This is a genomic window from Azospirillum palustre (assembly GCF_002573965.1).
Classification (GTDB): Bacteria; Pseudomonadota; Alphaproteobacteria; order Azospirillales; family Azospirillaceae; genus Azospirillum; species Azospirillum palustre.
Map to the genome: position 1 here is coordinate 437,830 of NZ_PDKW01000038.1, position 15,617 is coordinate 453,446.

14 protein-coding genes are annotated in these 15,617 nt (G+C 69.1%); 9 read left to right on the forward strand and 5 right to left on the reverse strand.

Annotated elements, in window-relative coordinates; translation table 11 throughout:
* Positions 1–364 precede the first annotated feature (364 nt).
* From CRT60_RS05730 to CRT60_RS05760, 7 genes are all read left to right on the forward strand, one after another.
* On the forward strand, positions 365–1,294 hold the full coding sequence (locus CRT60_RS05730; RefSeq protein WP_098735464.1) for a family 2A encapsulin nanocompartment shell protein: 930 nt from the start codon (positions 365–367) through the stop codon (positions 1,292–1,294).
* Positions 1,287–3,098, forward strand: a complete 1,812-nt coding sequence (locus tag CRT60_RS05735) for a family 2A encapsulin nanocompartment cargo protein cysteine desulfurase (RefSeq protein ID WP_244592295.1) — start codon at positions 1,287–1,289, stop codon at positions 3,096–3,098. The genes CRT60_RS05730 and CRT60_RS05735 overlap by 8 nt, the downstream gene beginning before the upstream one ends.
* Before the next feature lie 25 nt (positions 3,099–3,123).
* Positions 3,124–4,023: a serine O-acetyltransferase gene (gene cysE / locus CRT60_RS05740; RefSeq protein ID WP_244592296.1), complete on the forward strand. Its 900-nt coding sequence runs from the start codon at positions 3,124–3,126 to the stop codon at positions 4,021–4,023.
* 211 nt (positions 4,024–4,234) lie between these two features.
* Positions 4,235–4,876: a DUF1826 domain-containing protein gene (locus CRT60_RS05745; RefSeq protein WP_244592297.1), complete on the forward strand. Its 642-nt coding sequence runs from the start codon at positions 4,235–4,237 to the stop codon at positions 4,874–4,876.
* Between the two features lie 125 nt (positions 4,877–5,001).
* The gene (locus CRT60_RS05750; protein ID WP_098735467.1) at positions 5,002–5,772 is read left to right on the forward strand and encodes a metal ABC transporter ATP-binding protein; all 771 of its coding nucleotides are present in this window, start codon (positions 5,002–5,004) and stop codon (positions 5,770–5,772) included.
* On the forward strand, positions 5,769–6,653 hold the full coding sequence (locus tag CRT60_RS05755) for a metal ABC transporter permease (protein ID WP_098735585.1): 885 nt from the start codon (positions 5,769–5,771) through the stop codon (positions 6,651–6,653). Before CRT60_RS05750 ends, CRT60_RS05755 begins: the two co-directional genes overlap by 4 nt.
* Positions 6,654–6,684: 31 nt before the next feature.
* The gene (locus CRT60_RS05760; protein ID WP_098735468.1) at positions 6,685–7,614 is read left to right on the forward strand and encodes a metal ABC transporter substrate-binding protein; all 930 of its coding nucleotides are present in this window, start codon (positions 6,685–6,687) and stop codon (positions 7,612–7,614) included.
* A gap of 45 nt (positions 7,615–7,659) precedes the next feature.
* Here CRT60_RS05760 and CRT60_RS05765 read toward each other — a convergent pair whose 3' ends face one another.
* From CRT60_RS05765 to CRT60_RS05785, 5 genes are all read right to left on the reverse strand, one after another.
* Positions 7,660–8,352: a GntR family transcriptional regulator gene (locus tag CRT60_RS05765; protein ID WP_098735469.1), complete on the reverse strand. Its 693-nt coding sequence runs from the start codon at positions 8,350–8,352 to the stop codon at positions 7,660–7,662.
* Between the two features lie 157 nt (positions 8,353–8,509).
* The gene (locus CRT60_RS05770) at positions 8,510–9,790 is read right to left on the reverse strand and encodes an ABC transporter substrate-binding protein (RefSeq protein ID WP_244592298.1); all 1,281 of its coding nucleotides are present in this window, start codon (positions 9,788–9,790) and stop codon (positions 8,510–8,512) included.
* A 116-nt stretch (positions 9,791–9,906) separates the two neighbouring features.
* Positions 9,907–10,722 (reverse strand): enoyl-CoA hydratase-related protein, encoded by an 816-nt coding sequence (locus CRT60_RS05775; RefSeq protein ID WP_098735470.1) that lies wholly within the window; start codon positions 10,720–10,722, stop codon positions 9,907–9,909.
* Positions 10,715–11,845, reverse strand: coding sequence for an alcohol dehydrogenase catalytic domain-containing protein (locus tag CRT60_RS05780; RefSeq protein ID WP_161957981.1), 1,131 nt, complete (start codon positions 11,843–11,845; stop codon positions 10,715–10,717). The genes CRT60_RS05775 and CRT60_RS05780 overlap by 8 nt, the downstream gene beginning before the upstream one ends.
* Positions 11,846–11,849: 4 nt before the next feature.
* A complete protein-coding gene (locus tag CRT60_RS05785; RefSeq protein WP_098735472.1) occupies positions 11,850–12,680 on the reverse strand; it encodes a phytanoyl-CoA dioxygenase family protein in 831 nt (276 codons plus the stop codon).
* Between the two features lie 206 nt (positions 12,681–12,886).
* On the opposite strand from CRT60_RS05785, the gene CRT60_RS05790 reads away from it, so the two are divergent.
* Both CRT60_RS05790 and CRT60_RS05795 read left to right on the forward strand, forming a co-directional pair.
* Positions 12,887–14,053, forward strand: a complete 1,167-nt coding sequence (locus CRT60_RS05790; RefSeq protein WP_204561686.1) for an acyl-CoA dehydrogenase family protein — start codon at positions 12,887–12,889, stop codon at positions 14,051–14,053.
* A complete protein-coding gene (locus CRT60_RS05795; RefSeq protein ID WP_098735474.1) occupies positions 14,050–15,588 on the forward strand; it encodes a class I adenylate-forming enzyme family protein in 1,539 nt (512 codons plus the stop codon). Before CRT60_RS05790 ends, CRT60_RS05795 begins: the two co-directional genes overlap by 4 nt.
* Positions 15,589–15,617: the final 29 nt, after the last annotated feature.

A 15,617-nucleotide genomic window follows, 5' to 3' on the forward strand; every position in this document is an offset into this window, starting at 1 on the left:
AGAATCAACCGATGAATTTCCCCGCGATTGAATAGGAAAAGAGCCGCGATAATTCCTGATTCTAAATAGAGAATACTCCGGTATCAGGGTTTGGCCCAATTGAACGGAGGTCTGTCCGTTATAGCGGATCAATCGACCTCAGCTGTTTTACCGGCGCTTGAGAGGCCGCCGGAAGCTGTGCAAGGTCGGCCTTGCCCCGATGCCGGGGACGCCGCCACCACCGGCGGACCGCGGCCCGAGGCGAGGGCTTCGCCCCTCAGTAAAAGCCAGCCCGCCCCATTCCCCGCACCGTCGCCGCCACGCACCGCCGCCCGCCGCCGGAGCGCCTTTCACTGCCATCGCCCTTCGCAAGGAGCCGATTCCCATGTCCGAAGACACCGAGCTGCGCCGAACATTGAACGAGCAGGCGGCCCGCCAGCTCGCCAACGCCACGAAGACGCGGGCGCAATGGTCGGGCATCACGCCGCGCTGGCTGGTGTCCTTTCTGCCCTGGACGCCGGTCGAGGCCGGCATCTACCGCCTGAACCGCGTCATCGACCCGCAGGGGCAGGTGCGGACCGAGGTGGAATGCAGCCCGCGCAACGACGCCGACCTGCCGGAAACCTTCGTCCCCTACGATGAAAGCCCGCGCGAATATTCGCTGAACGCGGTGACGACGGTGCTGGACGTCCAGACCCGCGTCTCCGACCTCTACAGCCATCCCATCGACCAGATCCAGGAACAGCTGCGGCTGCTGATCGAGAAGGTGAAGGAGCGCCAGGAAGGCGAGCTGATCAACAACGCCGAATACGGCCTGCTGACCAACGCCGCCCCCGGCCAGCGGATCAAGACCCGCAAGGGCCAGCCCACCCCCGACGACCTGGACGAGCTGATCGCCAAGGTGTGGAAGGAGCCCGCCTTCTTCCTGGCCCATCCGCGCGCCATCGCCGCCTTCGGCCGCGAATGCACCCGCCGCGGCGTGCCGCCGCCCACCGTCACCCTGCACGGCTCGCCGTTCCTGACCTGGCGCGGCCTGCCGCTGATCCCCAGCGACAAGCTGCACGTCACGCCGGACGGCCGCACCAACATCCTGCTGCTGCGCACCGGCGAGGCGAAGCAGGGCGTCATCGGCCTGTTCCAGCCCGGCGTTCCGGGCGAGGTGGCGCCAAGCCTGTCGGTCCGCTTCATGGGCATCAACCGCAAGGCCATCGCGTCTTACCTGATCTCGCTCTACTGCTCGGCCGCGATCCTGACCGAGGATGCCATCGGCGTGCTGGAGGATGTCAATGTCGGCCATTATTACGACTATGCCTGATTCCGCCGGCCTTCCCGCCGACGCGCTCACCCTGTCGCCGTCGGCGGCAGGGGATGCCGGCTTCGCGGGCTTGCCCGATGGCGGCCTGATCGCCCGGTTCGCCAACCAGTTCTTCCAGGCGCTGCCCAACGGCCAGCCGTCGGGCGGACCGTCATCGGGCGGGTTGCCGGCCGCCATCCGGGCGGTCCCGCCGCCGGCCGCGGTTTCCGCCGTCCATGCGCCGGGACCGGTTCCGCCCGTTCCGGTGGCTCCAGCGGCGGCACCCCCGGCCGGCGACGGCGGGCTCGGCTCCATCCTGCATTCGCTGGGCGGCGCGCTGTCGCTGGTGCCGCTGCCGGTGTCTTCCCTGCCGGCCACCGGTCCGGCTCTGCCGGCGGGACAGCCATATTTCCTCGGACGCAGTCCCGCCGTCACACCGGGCGGCGCGGCGGCGACCTTGGGGGCCACTTCGGGGACGACTTCGGGGGCGACGGTTCCGGCCGCTCCCGGCCATCTGGTCGATGTCGGCGCGCTGTCGGTCCAGCTGCGCGCCGACCAGATCCCCGACCTGCCCCTGCCGGCGGCTCCCGCCTTAGACCCGCGCCCCGTCCGGCGCGACTTTCCGATCCTGAACCAGACGGTGCATGGCAAGCCGCTGATCTGGCTGGACAACGCCGCGACCACACAGAAGCCGCAGGCGGTGATCGACCGCCTCGCCCGCTTCTACGCGGAGGAGAATTCCAACATCCACCGCGCCGCCCATGCGCTGGCGGCCCGCGCCACCGACGCCTATGAGGATGCGCGCGAGAAGGTCCGCCGCTTCGTCGGCGCCGCCGACACCCGCGAGATCGTCTTCGTCCGCGGCGCCACCGAGGCGATCAATCTGGTCGCCAAGGCCTGGGGCCGCCATTCCGTCCGCGAAGGCGACGAGATCGTCGTCACCTGGCTGGAGCATCACGCCAACATCGTGCCCTGGCAGCAGCTCTGCGCCGAAACCGGGGCGCGGCTGCGGGTGGTGCCGGTCGACGACGACGGCCAGATCCGGATGGACGAGTATGCCCGCCTGCTGGGGCCGCGGACGAAGCTGGTGTCGCTGACCCTGGTGTCGAACGCGCTCGGCACCGTCACCCCGGCGGCGGAGATGGTGGCGATGGCACGCGCCGCCGGCATCCGCACCCTGGTGGACGGGGCGCAGGCGGTGTCGCACATGCCGGTGAACGTCCAGTCTCTCGGCTGCGACTTCTTCGTGCTGTCGGGCCACAAGATGTTCGCCCCCACCGGAATCGGCGTCCTCTATGGCCGTCTCGACGTGCTGGAGGGCATGCAGCCCTGGCAGGGCGGCGGCAACATGATCGCCGACGTCACCTTCGAGAAGACGGTCTACCAGCCGGCGCCGATGCGGTTCGAGGCGGGCACCGGCAACATCGCCGACGCCGTGGGGCTGGGGGCGGCCATCGCCTATCTCGAGCGGATCGGCATGCCGGCCATCGCCGCCTACGAGCATCACCTGCTCGACTACGCCACCGCCGGCCTGCTGACCGTGCCCGGCCTGCGGCTGATCGGCACCGCGCGGGAGAAGGCCGGCGTGCTGTCCTTCGTGCTGGACGGCTGCCGGACGGAGGATATCGGCCGCGCGCTCGACCGCGAGGGCATTGCCGTGCGCTCCGGCCATCACTGCGCCCAGCCGATCCTGCGCCGCTTCGGGGTGGAAAGCACGGTGCGCCCCTCGCTCGCCTTCTACAACACCTGCGAGGACATCGACGCGCTGACCGCCGCCCTCCACCGCATCCGGGCCGAACTGGTCCGGCGCGGACAGCGGTCGTGAGACGGCGGTCGTGAGGAGGACGCCCATGGGCCGCATCGTCGCCCCGGCCTGCTTCGCCGCCGCATCCAGGACCCCGGAATCCAGAACACCGGAATCCAGAACACCGGACTGGGCGGCGGCGGGCGACCGCGCCGAAGCCGCTCTGTGGACGAGGTTGCGCCAGGATGCCGAGGATGCCGCCGGCCGCGATCCGCTGCTGCGCAGCTTCATCCACATCGCCGTGCTGTCGCATGAAGGCTTCGGATCGGCGCTGGGCGGCCATCTCGCCCGCAAGCTGGGCGACTGGTACATCTCGGCGGAGCGGCTGGCCGATCTCGCCGAGACCGCCTATGCGGAGGAGCCGGCCATCGTCGCGGCGGCGGTCGCCGACCTCGGCGCCATCGTCGCCCGCGATCCGGCGGCCGACGGCTGCCTGACGCCCTTCCTCTATTTCAAAGGCTTCCACGCCCTGCAATGGCACCGCGTCGCCCATTGGCTGTGGCGGCATGGGCGCACCGAACTCGCGCATTTCCTGCAAAGCCGGGTGTCGGAAGCCTTCGCCGTCGACATCCATCCCGCGGTGCCGTTCGGCTGCGGCGTGCTGATCGACCATGGCACCGGCGTCGTCATCGGCGAGACGGCGGAGGTCGGCGACGACGTGTCGATCCTCCAGGGCGTCACCCTGGGCGGAACCGGCAAGGAACATGGCGACCGCCATCCCAAGGTGCGCGACGGCGTCCTGCTGGCCGCGGGCGCCAAAGTGCTGGGCAACATCGAGATCGGCCGGCATGCCAAGGTCGGCGCCGGCAGCGTGGTGTTGAAGCCGGTGCCGCCCGGCGCCACCGTGGCGGGCGTGCCGGCCAGGATCGTCGGCTGGACCAACTCGCCGCAGGCGCCGGCGGAAGAGATGGACATGAGCCTGCCGGAACCGGATTACACGATCTGACCCCTGCCGTCATGGAGGCCGGCGTGGGAAAGCCCCACGCCGCCGCCGGACCATGCCCTCAGGGCGATGCCCCTTCGTCCATGCGACCGGCAAGGCCGGGCAGAGCAAGAGCGCGCTTGCAATATACGTTATGATATAACATTACTGCGCCGTCGCCGTTTTCCGCCGAGGCCGCATGCAAAGCCTTTCCAATTCCCTGGCCCCCGTCACCATGCGGCCGTCCGCCGGTCCGACGGGACATGGCCAGCCCGTCCGGTGCCGGACTGCCAACGCCTTATCGGTCATCCGGCGCCCCGACGTTAACTTGGCTGTCTGGCGCCGCCGGTTGCCGGCGGGGATCTCCGGACAGTGCGCCCAGCTCGCGGAACAGGACTGGCCGTCCTTCCAACTCGCGACGACACCGGACGAGGTGACCGCCGATCTGGCCGCCGCCCTGCCGTCACGCTGGAACGCGGGGCCGTTGTGCGAGGATATCGTCCAGTTGGTGACGGTGTATGCGGGCATCCTCGGATGCCCCGCGATCCGGCTTCGCCTGGACAGCATGTCCGGTGACGGCTGCCGGTTTTTCCATGTCGATCATGTCGGCCTCCGCCTGCTCTGCACTTACCGGGGTGCCGGCACGCAGTGGCTGCCCGATGGGGCGGTCACCCGCCCGGCGCTGGGCCGTGGCGACAACGATGCCGTGCTGTCCGATCCGCGCCGCATCCAGATGCTCCGTGCCGGCCATGTCGCCTTGCTGAAGGGAGAGGCATGGCCCGGTAACCGCGGGCGCGGTCTCGTCCATCGCTCGCCGCCGGCCGACACGGCCGGTGCGCGCCGCCTGCTGCTCTGCCTGGACCATGATGATCACTGACCGCCCCCGCTCGCCATTGGCCGCTTCCGCGCCGAGCCGGATCGCCGCGGCCGCTCTTCTGTGCGCCTTTCTGTGGCTTACGGTCGCCTGGGCGCTGGATTGGCCATTGGACTGGACGATCTGACATGGCATCCACCACCGCTGACGCACTGGCGACTCCGCTCGTCCGCCTGACCGACCTCACGCTGGGATACCGGCGGCATCCGGCGGTCCACCACCTGTCCGGCGGCTTCCGCGAGGGTTCGCTCACCGCCGTGGTCGGCCCGAACGGAGCCGGCAAGAGCACCCTGCTCAAGGCAATCGTCGGCGCGCTTCGCCCCCTCGACGGCCGGGTGACGCTGCATGGACTGACCGCCGCCGACATCGCCTATCTGCCGCAGCAGGCCGAGATCGAACGCGATTTTCCCATCGATGTGCTCGACACCGTCCTGCTCGGACATTGGCGGCGGGTCGGTCTGTTCCGCTCCATCGGGCCTGCCCTGACGCGGCAGGCCGGGGAGGCGCTGGCCGCCGTCGGCCTGTCCGGCTTCGGGCGGCGCCCCATCGCCGCCCTGTCGGCCGGCCAGTTCCAGCGCGTGCTGTTCGCCCGCCTGCTGCTGCAGGACGCCCGCCTGATCCTGCTCGACGAGCCCTTCACCGCCATCGACGCCAGGACGACCGCTGACCTGATCGAGGTCGTGCGGCGCTGGCATGGCGAACGGCGCACCGTGGTCGCCGTGCTGCACGACCTGGAGCAGGTCCGCAGCCATTTCCCCGACACGCTTCTGCTGGCGCGCGAGCCGATCGCCTGGGGCCGCACCGCCGATGCGCTGGCTCCGGCGAACCTCGTCCGCGCCCGTGCGATGGCGGAAGGCTGGGACGACGAGGCCGCGCCTTGCCGGAGGTCAGCATCATGACGCTCTATGATTTCGCCGCCGCCCCCTTCGTGGAGTTCGGCTTCATGCGGCGGGCGCTCGCCGCCTGCCTGGCGCTGTCGCTCGGATGCGGCCCGGTGGGGGTTCTGCTGGTGCTGCGGCGGATGAGCCTGATGGGCGATGCCATGTCCCATGCCGTGCTGCCCGGCGCCGCCATCGGCTTTCTCGCCGCCGGCCTGTCCTTGTGGGCGATGAGCATCGGCGGCTTTCTCGCCGGGCTGGCGGTGGCGCTGCTCGCCGGGCTGGTGTCGCGGGTCACGGCGTTGCGCGAGGATGCCAGCTTCGCCGCCTTCTACCTGATCTCGCTGGCCGGGGGGGTGCTGATCGTCTCGCTGCGCGGCAGCAACGTCGACCTGATGCATGTGCTGTTCGGCACAATCCTGGCGGTGGACGATGCCGGTCTGCTGCTGGTCGCCGGCATCGCCACCGTCACGTTGCTGACGCTGGCCCTGCTCTACCGCCCGCTCGTCGTGGAATGCTTCGATCCCGGCTTCCTGCGCGCGGTCGGCGGCACCGGAGGGCGGCTGGGCGCGCTGTGCCACCTCGTCTTCCTGGTGCTGGTGGTCCTCAACCTCGTCGGCGGCTTCCAGGCGCTGGGCACGCTGATGGCGGTGGGGCTGATGATGCTGCCGGCCGCCTCGGCGCGCTTCTGGGCCGAGGGCATCGCCACGCTGGCGCTGACCGCCATGGCGCTCGCCTTCGCGTCCGGCATCGGCGGGCTGCTGCTGTCCTTCCACCTCAATCTGCCGTCCGGGCCGTCCATCGTCCTGGTCGCCGGGGCCGGCTACCTGCTGTCGCTGGCGCTGGGGCCAGTCGGCAGCCTGCGGACGCGCTGGTTTCCCGGCCGGCATCTCGAGGCCTGATGTCCGTGCTTCCTTCCAAGGAGACTTCCCGATGAAACGTTCATTCGCCGCTTCCCTGGCGATGGCGATGGCGCTTTTCGCGCTTCCCGCCCTGGCCGAACCGGTGAAGGTGGTCGCCACCTTCACCATTCTCGGCGACATGGTCCGCCAGATCGGCGGCGACGAGGTCGCGGTGACGACGCTGGTCGGCCCCGACGGCGACGCCCATGTCTACGAGCCGACCCCCGCCGATGCGCGTGCGCTCGGCGCCGCCAAGCTCGTCGTCGTCAACGGCCTGGGCATGGAGGGCTGGATCGACAGGCTGGTCAAGGCGTCCGGCTACAAGGGTCCGGTCACCGTCACCAGCACCGGCGTCAAGCCCATCGCCGGCGAGGAGGAGCATGACGAGGCCGGCCATGAGGGCCACGATCACGGCCACGATCACGGCGCCCACGACCCGCACGCCTGGCAGTCGGTCGCCAACGCCAGGATCTATGCCGACAACATCCTCAAGGGCCTTGTCGCCGCCGCCCCCGACAAGGCCGCCACCCTGCGCGCCAACCATGCCGCGTTCAAAGCGAAGCTCGACGCGGTGGAGTCGGAGATCAAGGCCGCGCTGAAGCCGATCCCGCGCAAGGACCGCAAGATCGTCACCTCGCACGATGCCTTCGGCTATTACGGCAAGGCTTACGGCGTCACCTTCCTCGCCCCCGTCGGCATGTCGACCGAATCCGAGGCGGCGGCCGGCGACATCGCCAAGCTGATCCGCCAGATCAAGGCGGAGAAGATCAAGGCGGTCTTCGTCGAGAACATCGCCGATCCGCGCCTGCTGGAGCAGATCACGCGGGAGACCGGTGCGCGCATCGGCGGGCGGGTCTATTCCGATGCGCTGTCGGCGGCGGACGGCCCGGCGGCGACCTACGTCGACATGATGCGCCACAATCTGGCCCAGTTCACCAAGGCGCTGGCGCCTGCCTCCTGACGGCATGGCGGGCCGGGACTGGCATCGCCCTCGTCCCGGCCCGCCTTATTGAGGTGCTGGACCGTCGAACGGGTAACGCAGGGTTTCGCGCGCGTAGGCCTCGACATACGCCATCAGCCGGTCCGAGGCGGCGGCCGCTTCCTCCGCGTCGCCGCGGTGGATCGCCAGCATCAGGTCGGCATGGGTCTTGGCCCCATCCTCCAGGCTGCCGATATGGGCATGGTAATTCTGGAACCAGAATCGGCGGGACAGCGACCGCAGCGGCCGGATGGTCTGGGTCGCCACCGGGTTGCGGGCGCTCTGGTCCAGCAGTTGGTTCACCTCCTGGTCGAGATGCATGAAACGCATGCCGTCGCCGTTGCGGGCCGCCTCCAGCATCTCGCCGGCGATGGCACGGCACCGCTCCCGTTCGGGGGCAAGCGCGTAACGGGCGGCGCGCCGGGCGATCAGGCGTTCCAGCTCGCGCCTCACGTCCAGCACGTAAAGCTGAAGCTTCACGTCCACTTCGGTGACCATGATCCCGCGCGACGGGACGATGGTCACCAGGCCGTCCATCTCCAGCCGCTTCAGCGCCTCGCGCACCGGGGTGCGGCCGATGCCGAGCTGCGCGCTGATCTGCTTCTCCGACACGAAGCTGCGCGGCGGCAGCGTGCCCGACACGATCAGTTCCTCGATGGCGGCATAGGCCTGATCGGCCATCGATCCGGCTTCGATCTGGGCTCCCGCCTGCTGTCCCATCTGCTGACTGGCCGGCCCTGTCACCCTGTCGCCCCCGTCTCCTGGCACCGGTTCGAGCCCGGCCCGATCCAACGCCCGCCCGCGTTTCCCATCCTGGCTTTAGCGCGCCGGGACCGCAGACGCAAGCGGGCGGGGGCGCCCGAAACCGATCCGCCGGTTACGGCTTGCCGGCATCGGCGGATTTGCGGACCAGCGGGCAGTCGCTCTCGGCCAGCGGGCGGGCGGCATCGGCGGCGGCGATGACGCCGAGCTGCTTGTAATAGTCCCATTTTCCCTTGGATTCCGCCGGGGTCTTCACCTCGAACAGGTACATGTCGCGCAACACCCGGCCGTCCTCGCGGATGCGGCCGTTCCTGGTCATGAAGTCGTCGATCGGCGTGTCGCGCATCGTCTTCATGACGGTCGGCGCATCGACGGTGCCGGCCGCCTTCACGGCCTTCAGGTAATGCGTGATCGCGCCGTAATCGCCGGCCTGCACCATGGTCGGCATGCGGCCGGTCCGCTCGAAGAACCGCTTGGAAAAGGCACGGGTCTCCTCGTTCTGATCCCAATAGAAGGATTCGGTCAACACCAGCCCCTGCGCCGTCTCCAGACCGAGCGCATGGATGTCCGACAGGAACATCAGAAGCCCGGCCAGCTTCTGGCCCTGCTTGGTTATGCCGAACTCCGCCGCCTGCTTGACGGTGTTGATCAGGTCGCCGCCCGCGTTGGCAAGCCCGATGACCTTGGCCCCGCTCGCCTGCGCCTGCAGAAGATAGGAGGAGAAGTCGGCGCTGTTCAGCGGATGGCGGGCCGAACCCAGCACCTTGCCGCCGGCACCGGTGACGAAGGCGGCGGTGTCGCGCTCCAGCGACAGACCGAAGGAGTAATCGAGCGTGATGAAGTACCAGCTGTCGCCGCCCTGCTTCACCATGGTCCGCCCGGTGCCGGCGGCCAGCGCATAGGTGTCGTAGACCCAGTGGACGCCGTTGGGCGAGCAGTTCTTGCCGGTGAAGTCCGACGAGCCGCCGGCGGTGCCGAAGACGATTTTGTTCTTGCGCCGGGTCAGCTCCTGGATCGCCAGCATCACCGCCGAGTTGGGCAGGTCGATCACCACCTCGACATTCTTGTTGTCGTACCAGTCGGCGGCGATCTGCACGCCGATGTCGGCCTTGTTCTGGTGATCGGCGGACAGCACCTCCACCGGGCGGCCGAGCACGGAGGCGCCGAAATCCTCCACGGCCATTTTCACCGCCTCGACACTGCCGCTGCCGCTGAGGTCGGCAAGCGAGCCGGACAGGTCGGTCAGCACACCGATGCGGATCGGGCCGGTCGCCCTGGCAGGCGTGGATTGGGCGGCGGCCGTCTGGGCTGCGGCCGACCAGGACAGCGTGCCGAACGTCAGCGCGATGCCTGCGGCCGTGGCGGCCAGCATTCCGTGCGACATGAGTTTCATCATGGGTCGTCCCTCCCTGTTCAGATGATTGTCCGGTTGGCTGGAGCCGTATGACGGGCCGGTCGTTCGGTGCCGGCCCTTATAGCGGCTGGAAACGCAGCGGCTGATAACCCGGCGGATCAGGAGACGGGCTTCATCGCCGCCGCGATGGCGAGGCGGGATTCCTCTCCTGCGTGGCAGATGCCCTGCAACGCCGCCGCCATGTCGAGCATGGTGGACAGATCGACCCGGCCCGCCTGCTGCAGCATGCGCTTGGTCATGCGCACGGCTTCCGGCGGATTGGCGGCGATCTCCTCCGCCAGGGCCAGCGCCGTCGGCATCAGCTCGGCGTCCGGCACCACGCGGGACACCAGGCCCAGGGCCGCCGCTTCCGCGCCGCCGACCGCCCGTCCGGTGAAAGCCATCTCGGCGGCCACCGCCGGACCGGCGACGCGCGTGAGGAACCACAGCCCGCCATCGCCGGAAATCAGCCCCAGCTTCACGAAATTGGAACTGATCCGCGCCGACTCCCCGGCGATGCGCAGGTCGCACATGAAGACCAGATCGCAGCCTGCGCCATAGGCAGGGCCGTTCACCGCCGCGATCACCGGGATTTCGAGGTCGGCCATGGCGCGGGGGATGCGCTGGACCCCGGCGCGGTAGGCGTTGCGCACCTGATCGGCCGGGCCGCCGAACATGCCGCGCCGGTCGCGGATGTCGTGGATGTTGCCGCCGGCGCTGAAGGCCTTGCCGGCGCCGGTCACCACCAGAACCCGCACCGAGCGGTCGTCCCGCACCTCCTCCAGCGCCGCGATGAGCGGGTTCAGCACGGGCGGATCGGTGACGGCGTTGCGGGTCTTCGGCGCGTCCAGCGTCAGGATGGCGACGGCGCCCCGGCGCTCCAGCCGGGCGGTGCCGGCGTTGGTGCCAGCGTTCTCGACAGTGTCGTCACTCATGCATCACCACCACGGCGCGGATGACATCGCCGCGCTCCACATCCTCGAAGGCATCGTTGATGGCGGCCAGCGGCAGGCGCCGGTCGATCATCTCGTCCAGGCGCAGCCGGCCTTCGAGATAGGCTTGCGCATAGGCCGGGAAATCGTCGGCCGCCTTCGCTCCGCCCAGGCTGGAACGGAGGATGCGCCGCTCGCCGCTGATCGAGCCGAAGCGCAGTTCGACCAGCCGGTTGGGATCGGTCTTGCCCAGGATGGTGACGCTGCCGCCCGGCCGGGTGCAGTCCACCGCCTCCTGGAGCGAGCCGATGACGCCGGCTGCTTCAAAGGCGTGGTCGGCTCCGCGGCCGCCGGTGATCGCGCGCACCCGGGCCGCCAACTCCTCGCCACGCAGATCCTCGCTGCCGAGCATGGTGTGGGTGGCGCCGAAGGCGCTGGCGCGCTCCAGCTTGTCGGCGCGGCGGTCGACGGCGATGATCGCCCCGGCCCCGGCCAGCCTTGCGCCCTGCACCACATTCAATCCCACCGGGCCGCAGCCGATCACCACCACGCTGTCGCCCAGCCCGACACGGGCGACGCGCAGCGCCGCTCCGACGCCGGTGATGACGCTGCAGCCCAGCAGGCAGGCGCGGTCGAAAGGCATCTCGTTCGGCACCGGAATGGCCGCGGCCTCCGGAACCACCGCGTATTCGGCGAAGGACGACACGCTGAGAAAATGACCGACCTCCGCCCCGGAGGCGTCGCGCAGCCGCCTGCGTCCCGCCGACAGGGTCGCCGCACGATGGTTGGGCACCACCATGTCGCACAGCATCGGCTGGTCGTGGCGGCAGTAATAGCACTGGCCGCAGGCTGCATAGATGGTGCAGACCACGTGCTGGCCCGGCTTCACCCGCTGAACCGCCGACCCGACCGCCTCGACCACGCCGGCGCCCTCATGCCCGAGCACGACCGGCAGCGGCACAGCGAAGGCGCCGGTCATCGCCTCGCGGTCGGTGTGGCACAGGCCGGCCGCATGCATGCGGATCAGCACGTCGCCCGGCTCAAGCGGCGCCAGGGTGAGCGGTTCAATGGACAGCGGTGCTCCCGTCTCGCGAAGCACCGCCGCCTGGAAGGTCGAGCGCGCCATCCCCCTACTCCGCCGCCGGCCGCCGGGCATCGGCATCGGCCAGACGCAGGATGCCGTCGTCGCTGCCGGTCGCCAAAGCGTCGCAGCGCCGCGCCACCACCCATTCCGGCCGGGGGTTCTCGATGCCATGCGGCCTGTTCGAAACCTGATTGTAGACGGTGTAGATGTGCCAGCGCGCATGGCGCGACATGTTGTGGCCGGAGCCGTGAACGATGTTCGGATGGAACAGGACCACGGTGCCCGGCTTGCCGGTGATCGGCACCGGATCGCCGAACCGCGTCATGATCTCGATGACCTGATCCTTGGGCACCGTCCACAGCTTGTAGGATGTCGTGGTCTCGTCCATTTCCGGATCGAGCCGGCCCAGCTTGTGGCTGCCGGGAATGAAGTAGAGGCAGCCGCCGATCTCGGTCGCCTCGTCCAGCATCAGCAGCGAGGTCGTCATGTCCGGCCGGTCGACGCCGTCGGTCTTCCAGTAGCCGTAATCCTGGTGCCATTGCCAGATGGCGCCGTCGATGGCGTCCTTCAGGTTGCATTTCGTGTGATAGACGTAGACCGGTTCGTCGCCCAGCACCTGACGCGCCGGGTCGATCACCCGCGGCAGGGTAGCCAGCGCCTGGAACGGCGGCGATGCGGTCGGACCGGTCTCGTCATGCACACGGAAGACCGACCGGACCGCACCGCTTTTCTCACGGATGACGCCTTCGGCCTCGACCCCCGTCACGCGATGCAGGTCGCGGCGCAGGATTTCCACCTCCTCGTGCGACACGAGGCCGGGAAACACCAGATAGCCGCGTTCCTCATACTCGGCCACCTGCGCGTCGGTCAGTCTCATGGCACCCTCCCTCGGTTCCGCTTTGAAGATATGATTGATGTACAGCCGATATATCGGTAGGTTATTATCGTATGCGAACGAGTTCAATGGAAAACGTCAACGATCCGCGTAACGAACAAATATCCGGGGAAAGAGCGGATCATCCGGCTGCGTCAAGCCGGCGACCGGTGCCGATACCGACAGGATCCCAAGGGAGGATGCGGCCGATGCAAATGCCGACTGGATTGTGGACCGACCCGGTCGAACCGGAATTTCTGGCATCCCTGAGGCGCACGGTCGCCGAGCATGTGGAGCCTGACGCCGACGCCATCGACCGGGAGGACGTCTATCCGGTCGCCGCGATCAAGGAACTGGCCCGCCAGGGCTACACCAGCCTGACGCTGCCGGAGGAGTTCGGCGGGCGCGGCCTCGGCTTCGCCCATTGTGCGGCGCTGTTCGAGGAGGCCTCCTATGCCAGCGCCGCCGTCGGCATCAGCCTGATCACCATCCTGCAGGCCCAGACCATCATCCGCCTGTTCGGCGCGGACAGCCTGAAACGCACGGTTCTGCCGGAGTTCGGCCGCGGGCTGATCACCTCCTACGCCTTGACCGAGGCCAACCACGGCAGCGACATCCGCAGCCTCGACACCAAGGCGGTACGGGACGGCGACCGCTGGATTCTGAGCGGCCGCAAATCCTTCATCACCTCCGGCTCGGCCGCGGAGGCCTACGTGATTCTGGCGGAAACGCCGGTCGGCGTGTCGGCCTTCTTCGTCCGCCAGGGCATGGATGGCGTGTCCACGGAGGAAGGGCCGAACGCCGCCACCTTCGGCCTGCGCAACGGGCCGCATGTCGATCTGGTGCTGGACCGGGTGGCGCTGCCCGCCGATCACCTGATCGGCGTGGAGGGCAAGGGCGTCCGCCAGGCGGTGACGACGCTGGACTATTCGCGGACCATGGCCGCCGCCATCAGCCTCGGCATTGCACGGGCCGCCTTCGACGGCGCGCTGGAGTTCGCAGCCGGACGCAGCGCCTTCGACCGCAGGATCCTGGATTTCCAGGGAATCCAATGGTACTTCGCCGACATGCTGGCGGACATCGACGCCGCCCGGCTGCTGACCTTTGAGGCCGCGCGCAAGCTGGACGCGCATGACGACATCGCCCGCTTCGGCAGCGAGGCCAAGCTGCTGGCCAGCCGGGTCGCCACCGACACCGCCGCCCGCGCGGTGCAGATCTGCGGCGCCTATGGCGTCATGGAATCGGCACGCTTCGGGCGATACCTGCGCGACGCCAAGGCTTACGAAATCGCCGGCGGATCGTCGGAAATCCTCAAGAACACCATCGCCAAGCGGCTGCAACAGCATGTCGCCCTGCGGCGGGAGGCGCTGTCGTGATCGCCGATCCGCTCTATGCCCGCGCCGCCGCCACGCCCGGCCGTCCCTTCCTGCTGTTCGGCGACCGCAGCATCACCTATGGCGCCATGGCGGCGCTGGTGGACGACGCCGTCGAGCGGCTGGCCGCGCAGGGTGTGACGGCCGGCAGCACTGTGGCGATGATGGTCGGCAACCGGCCGGGCTTCCTCGTCGCATGGTTCGCGCTGTCGGAACTGGGCGCCATCGCGGTTCCGCTCAACACCGCCCTGGTCGGCGAGGGGCTGCGCTATCTTCTGGAGCAGAGCGAAGCCTCCCTGCTGATCGCCGAGGAGGAGTTTCTCCCCGCCCTGCCCGCCGCCGCCCCGGCGCTGCTGCCGATGGACGACCGTTTCGAGACGGCCGCCGGCCCCGGACGGGCGCCGCGCCGCCGCCTCGCCCTGCCCGGCGGCACGGCAAACGCCATCCTCTACACCTCCGGCACCACCGGCCTGCCGAAGGGGGCGGTCATTCCGAACGCCTGCTACGAGCTGGCGGGCGAGCATATGGCGGCGGCGCTGGAGCTGACGGAGGAGGACCGGATCCTGTTGTTCCTGCCGCTGTTCCACGCCAATCCGCAGATGTACGGCGTGATGTCCTGCCTGCGGGCCGGGGCGGCGCTGGCGCTGCTGCCGCGCTTTTCGGCCTCGCGGCTGCTGGAGGATGCGCGGCGGTACGGCGCCACCGGCTTCACCTATGTCGGCACGGTGCTGAGCATCCTCGCCAAGCGGCTGACCGGGCCGGAGCGCGGCCACACCCTCCGCTGGGCGGTCGGCGGCGGCGCGCCGCCCGGGGTCTGGCGGGAGATCGAGGAGCGGCTGGGCCTTGCGGTGCGCGAGCTGTACGGCATGACAGAGACCGGCGGCTGGGTGTCGATGAACACCGCCCAGGCCGCGAAGTTCGGCAGCGTCGGCGCCCCCCGGCCGGACACCGAACTCTGCGTGGTCGATGCCGACGACACCCCGCTCCCTCCCGGCGCCAAGGGCGAGATCGTCGTCCGCCCCCGCCGCCCCGGCCTGATGTTCGACGGCTACTGGAAGAAGCCCGAGGCGACGGTGGCGGCGACGCGGAACCTGTGGCTGCACACCGGCGACCGCGGCATGATCGACGCCGACGGCTTCCTGCATTTCGATGGCCGGATGAAGGAACTGATCCGGCGCGCCGGGGAGATGATCGCCCCCGTCGAGATCGAAACGGCCCTGCTGAAGCATCCGGCAGTTCAGGACTGCGCCGTCGTCGGCGTTGCCGACGACATCCTCGGCGAGGAGATCAAGGCGGTGATCGTTCCCCGACCCGGATTCGACCCGCGGGACCTGCCGGCTTTCCTGACCGGCCGCATCCCGGCCTTCATGATTCCCCGCTTCATCGAGATGCGGACGGAAATCCCGAAGACGGCCACACAGAAGGTGCAGCGTCATCTGCTGCAGGATCGTCCCGGCGACGTCGTGGATTTGGGGAGGCACAAGGCCGATATCCTGGCCACGCCCCCAAAAGCGATGAGGAAAGCCTCTCGCCCATGATCCGTTGATCGACGCAGGGTTTCCGGGCC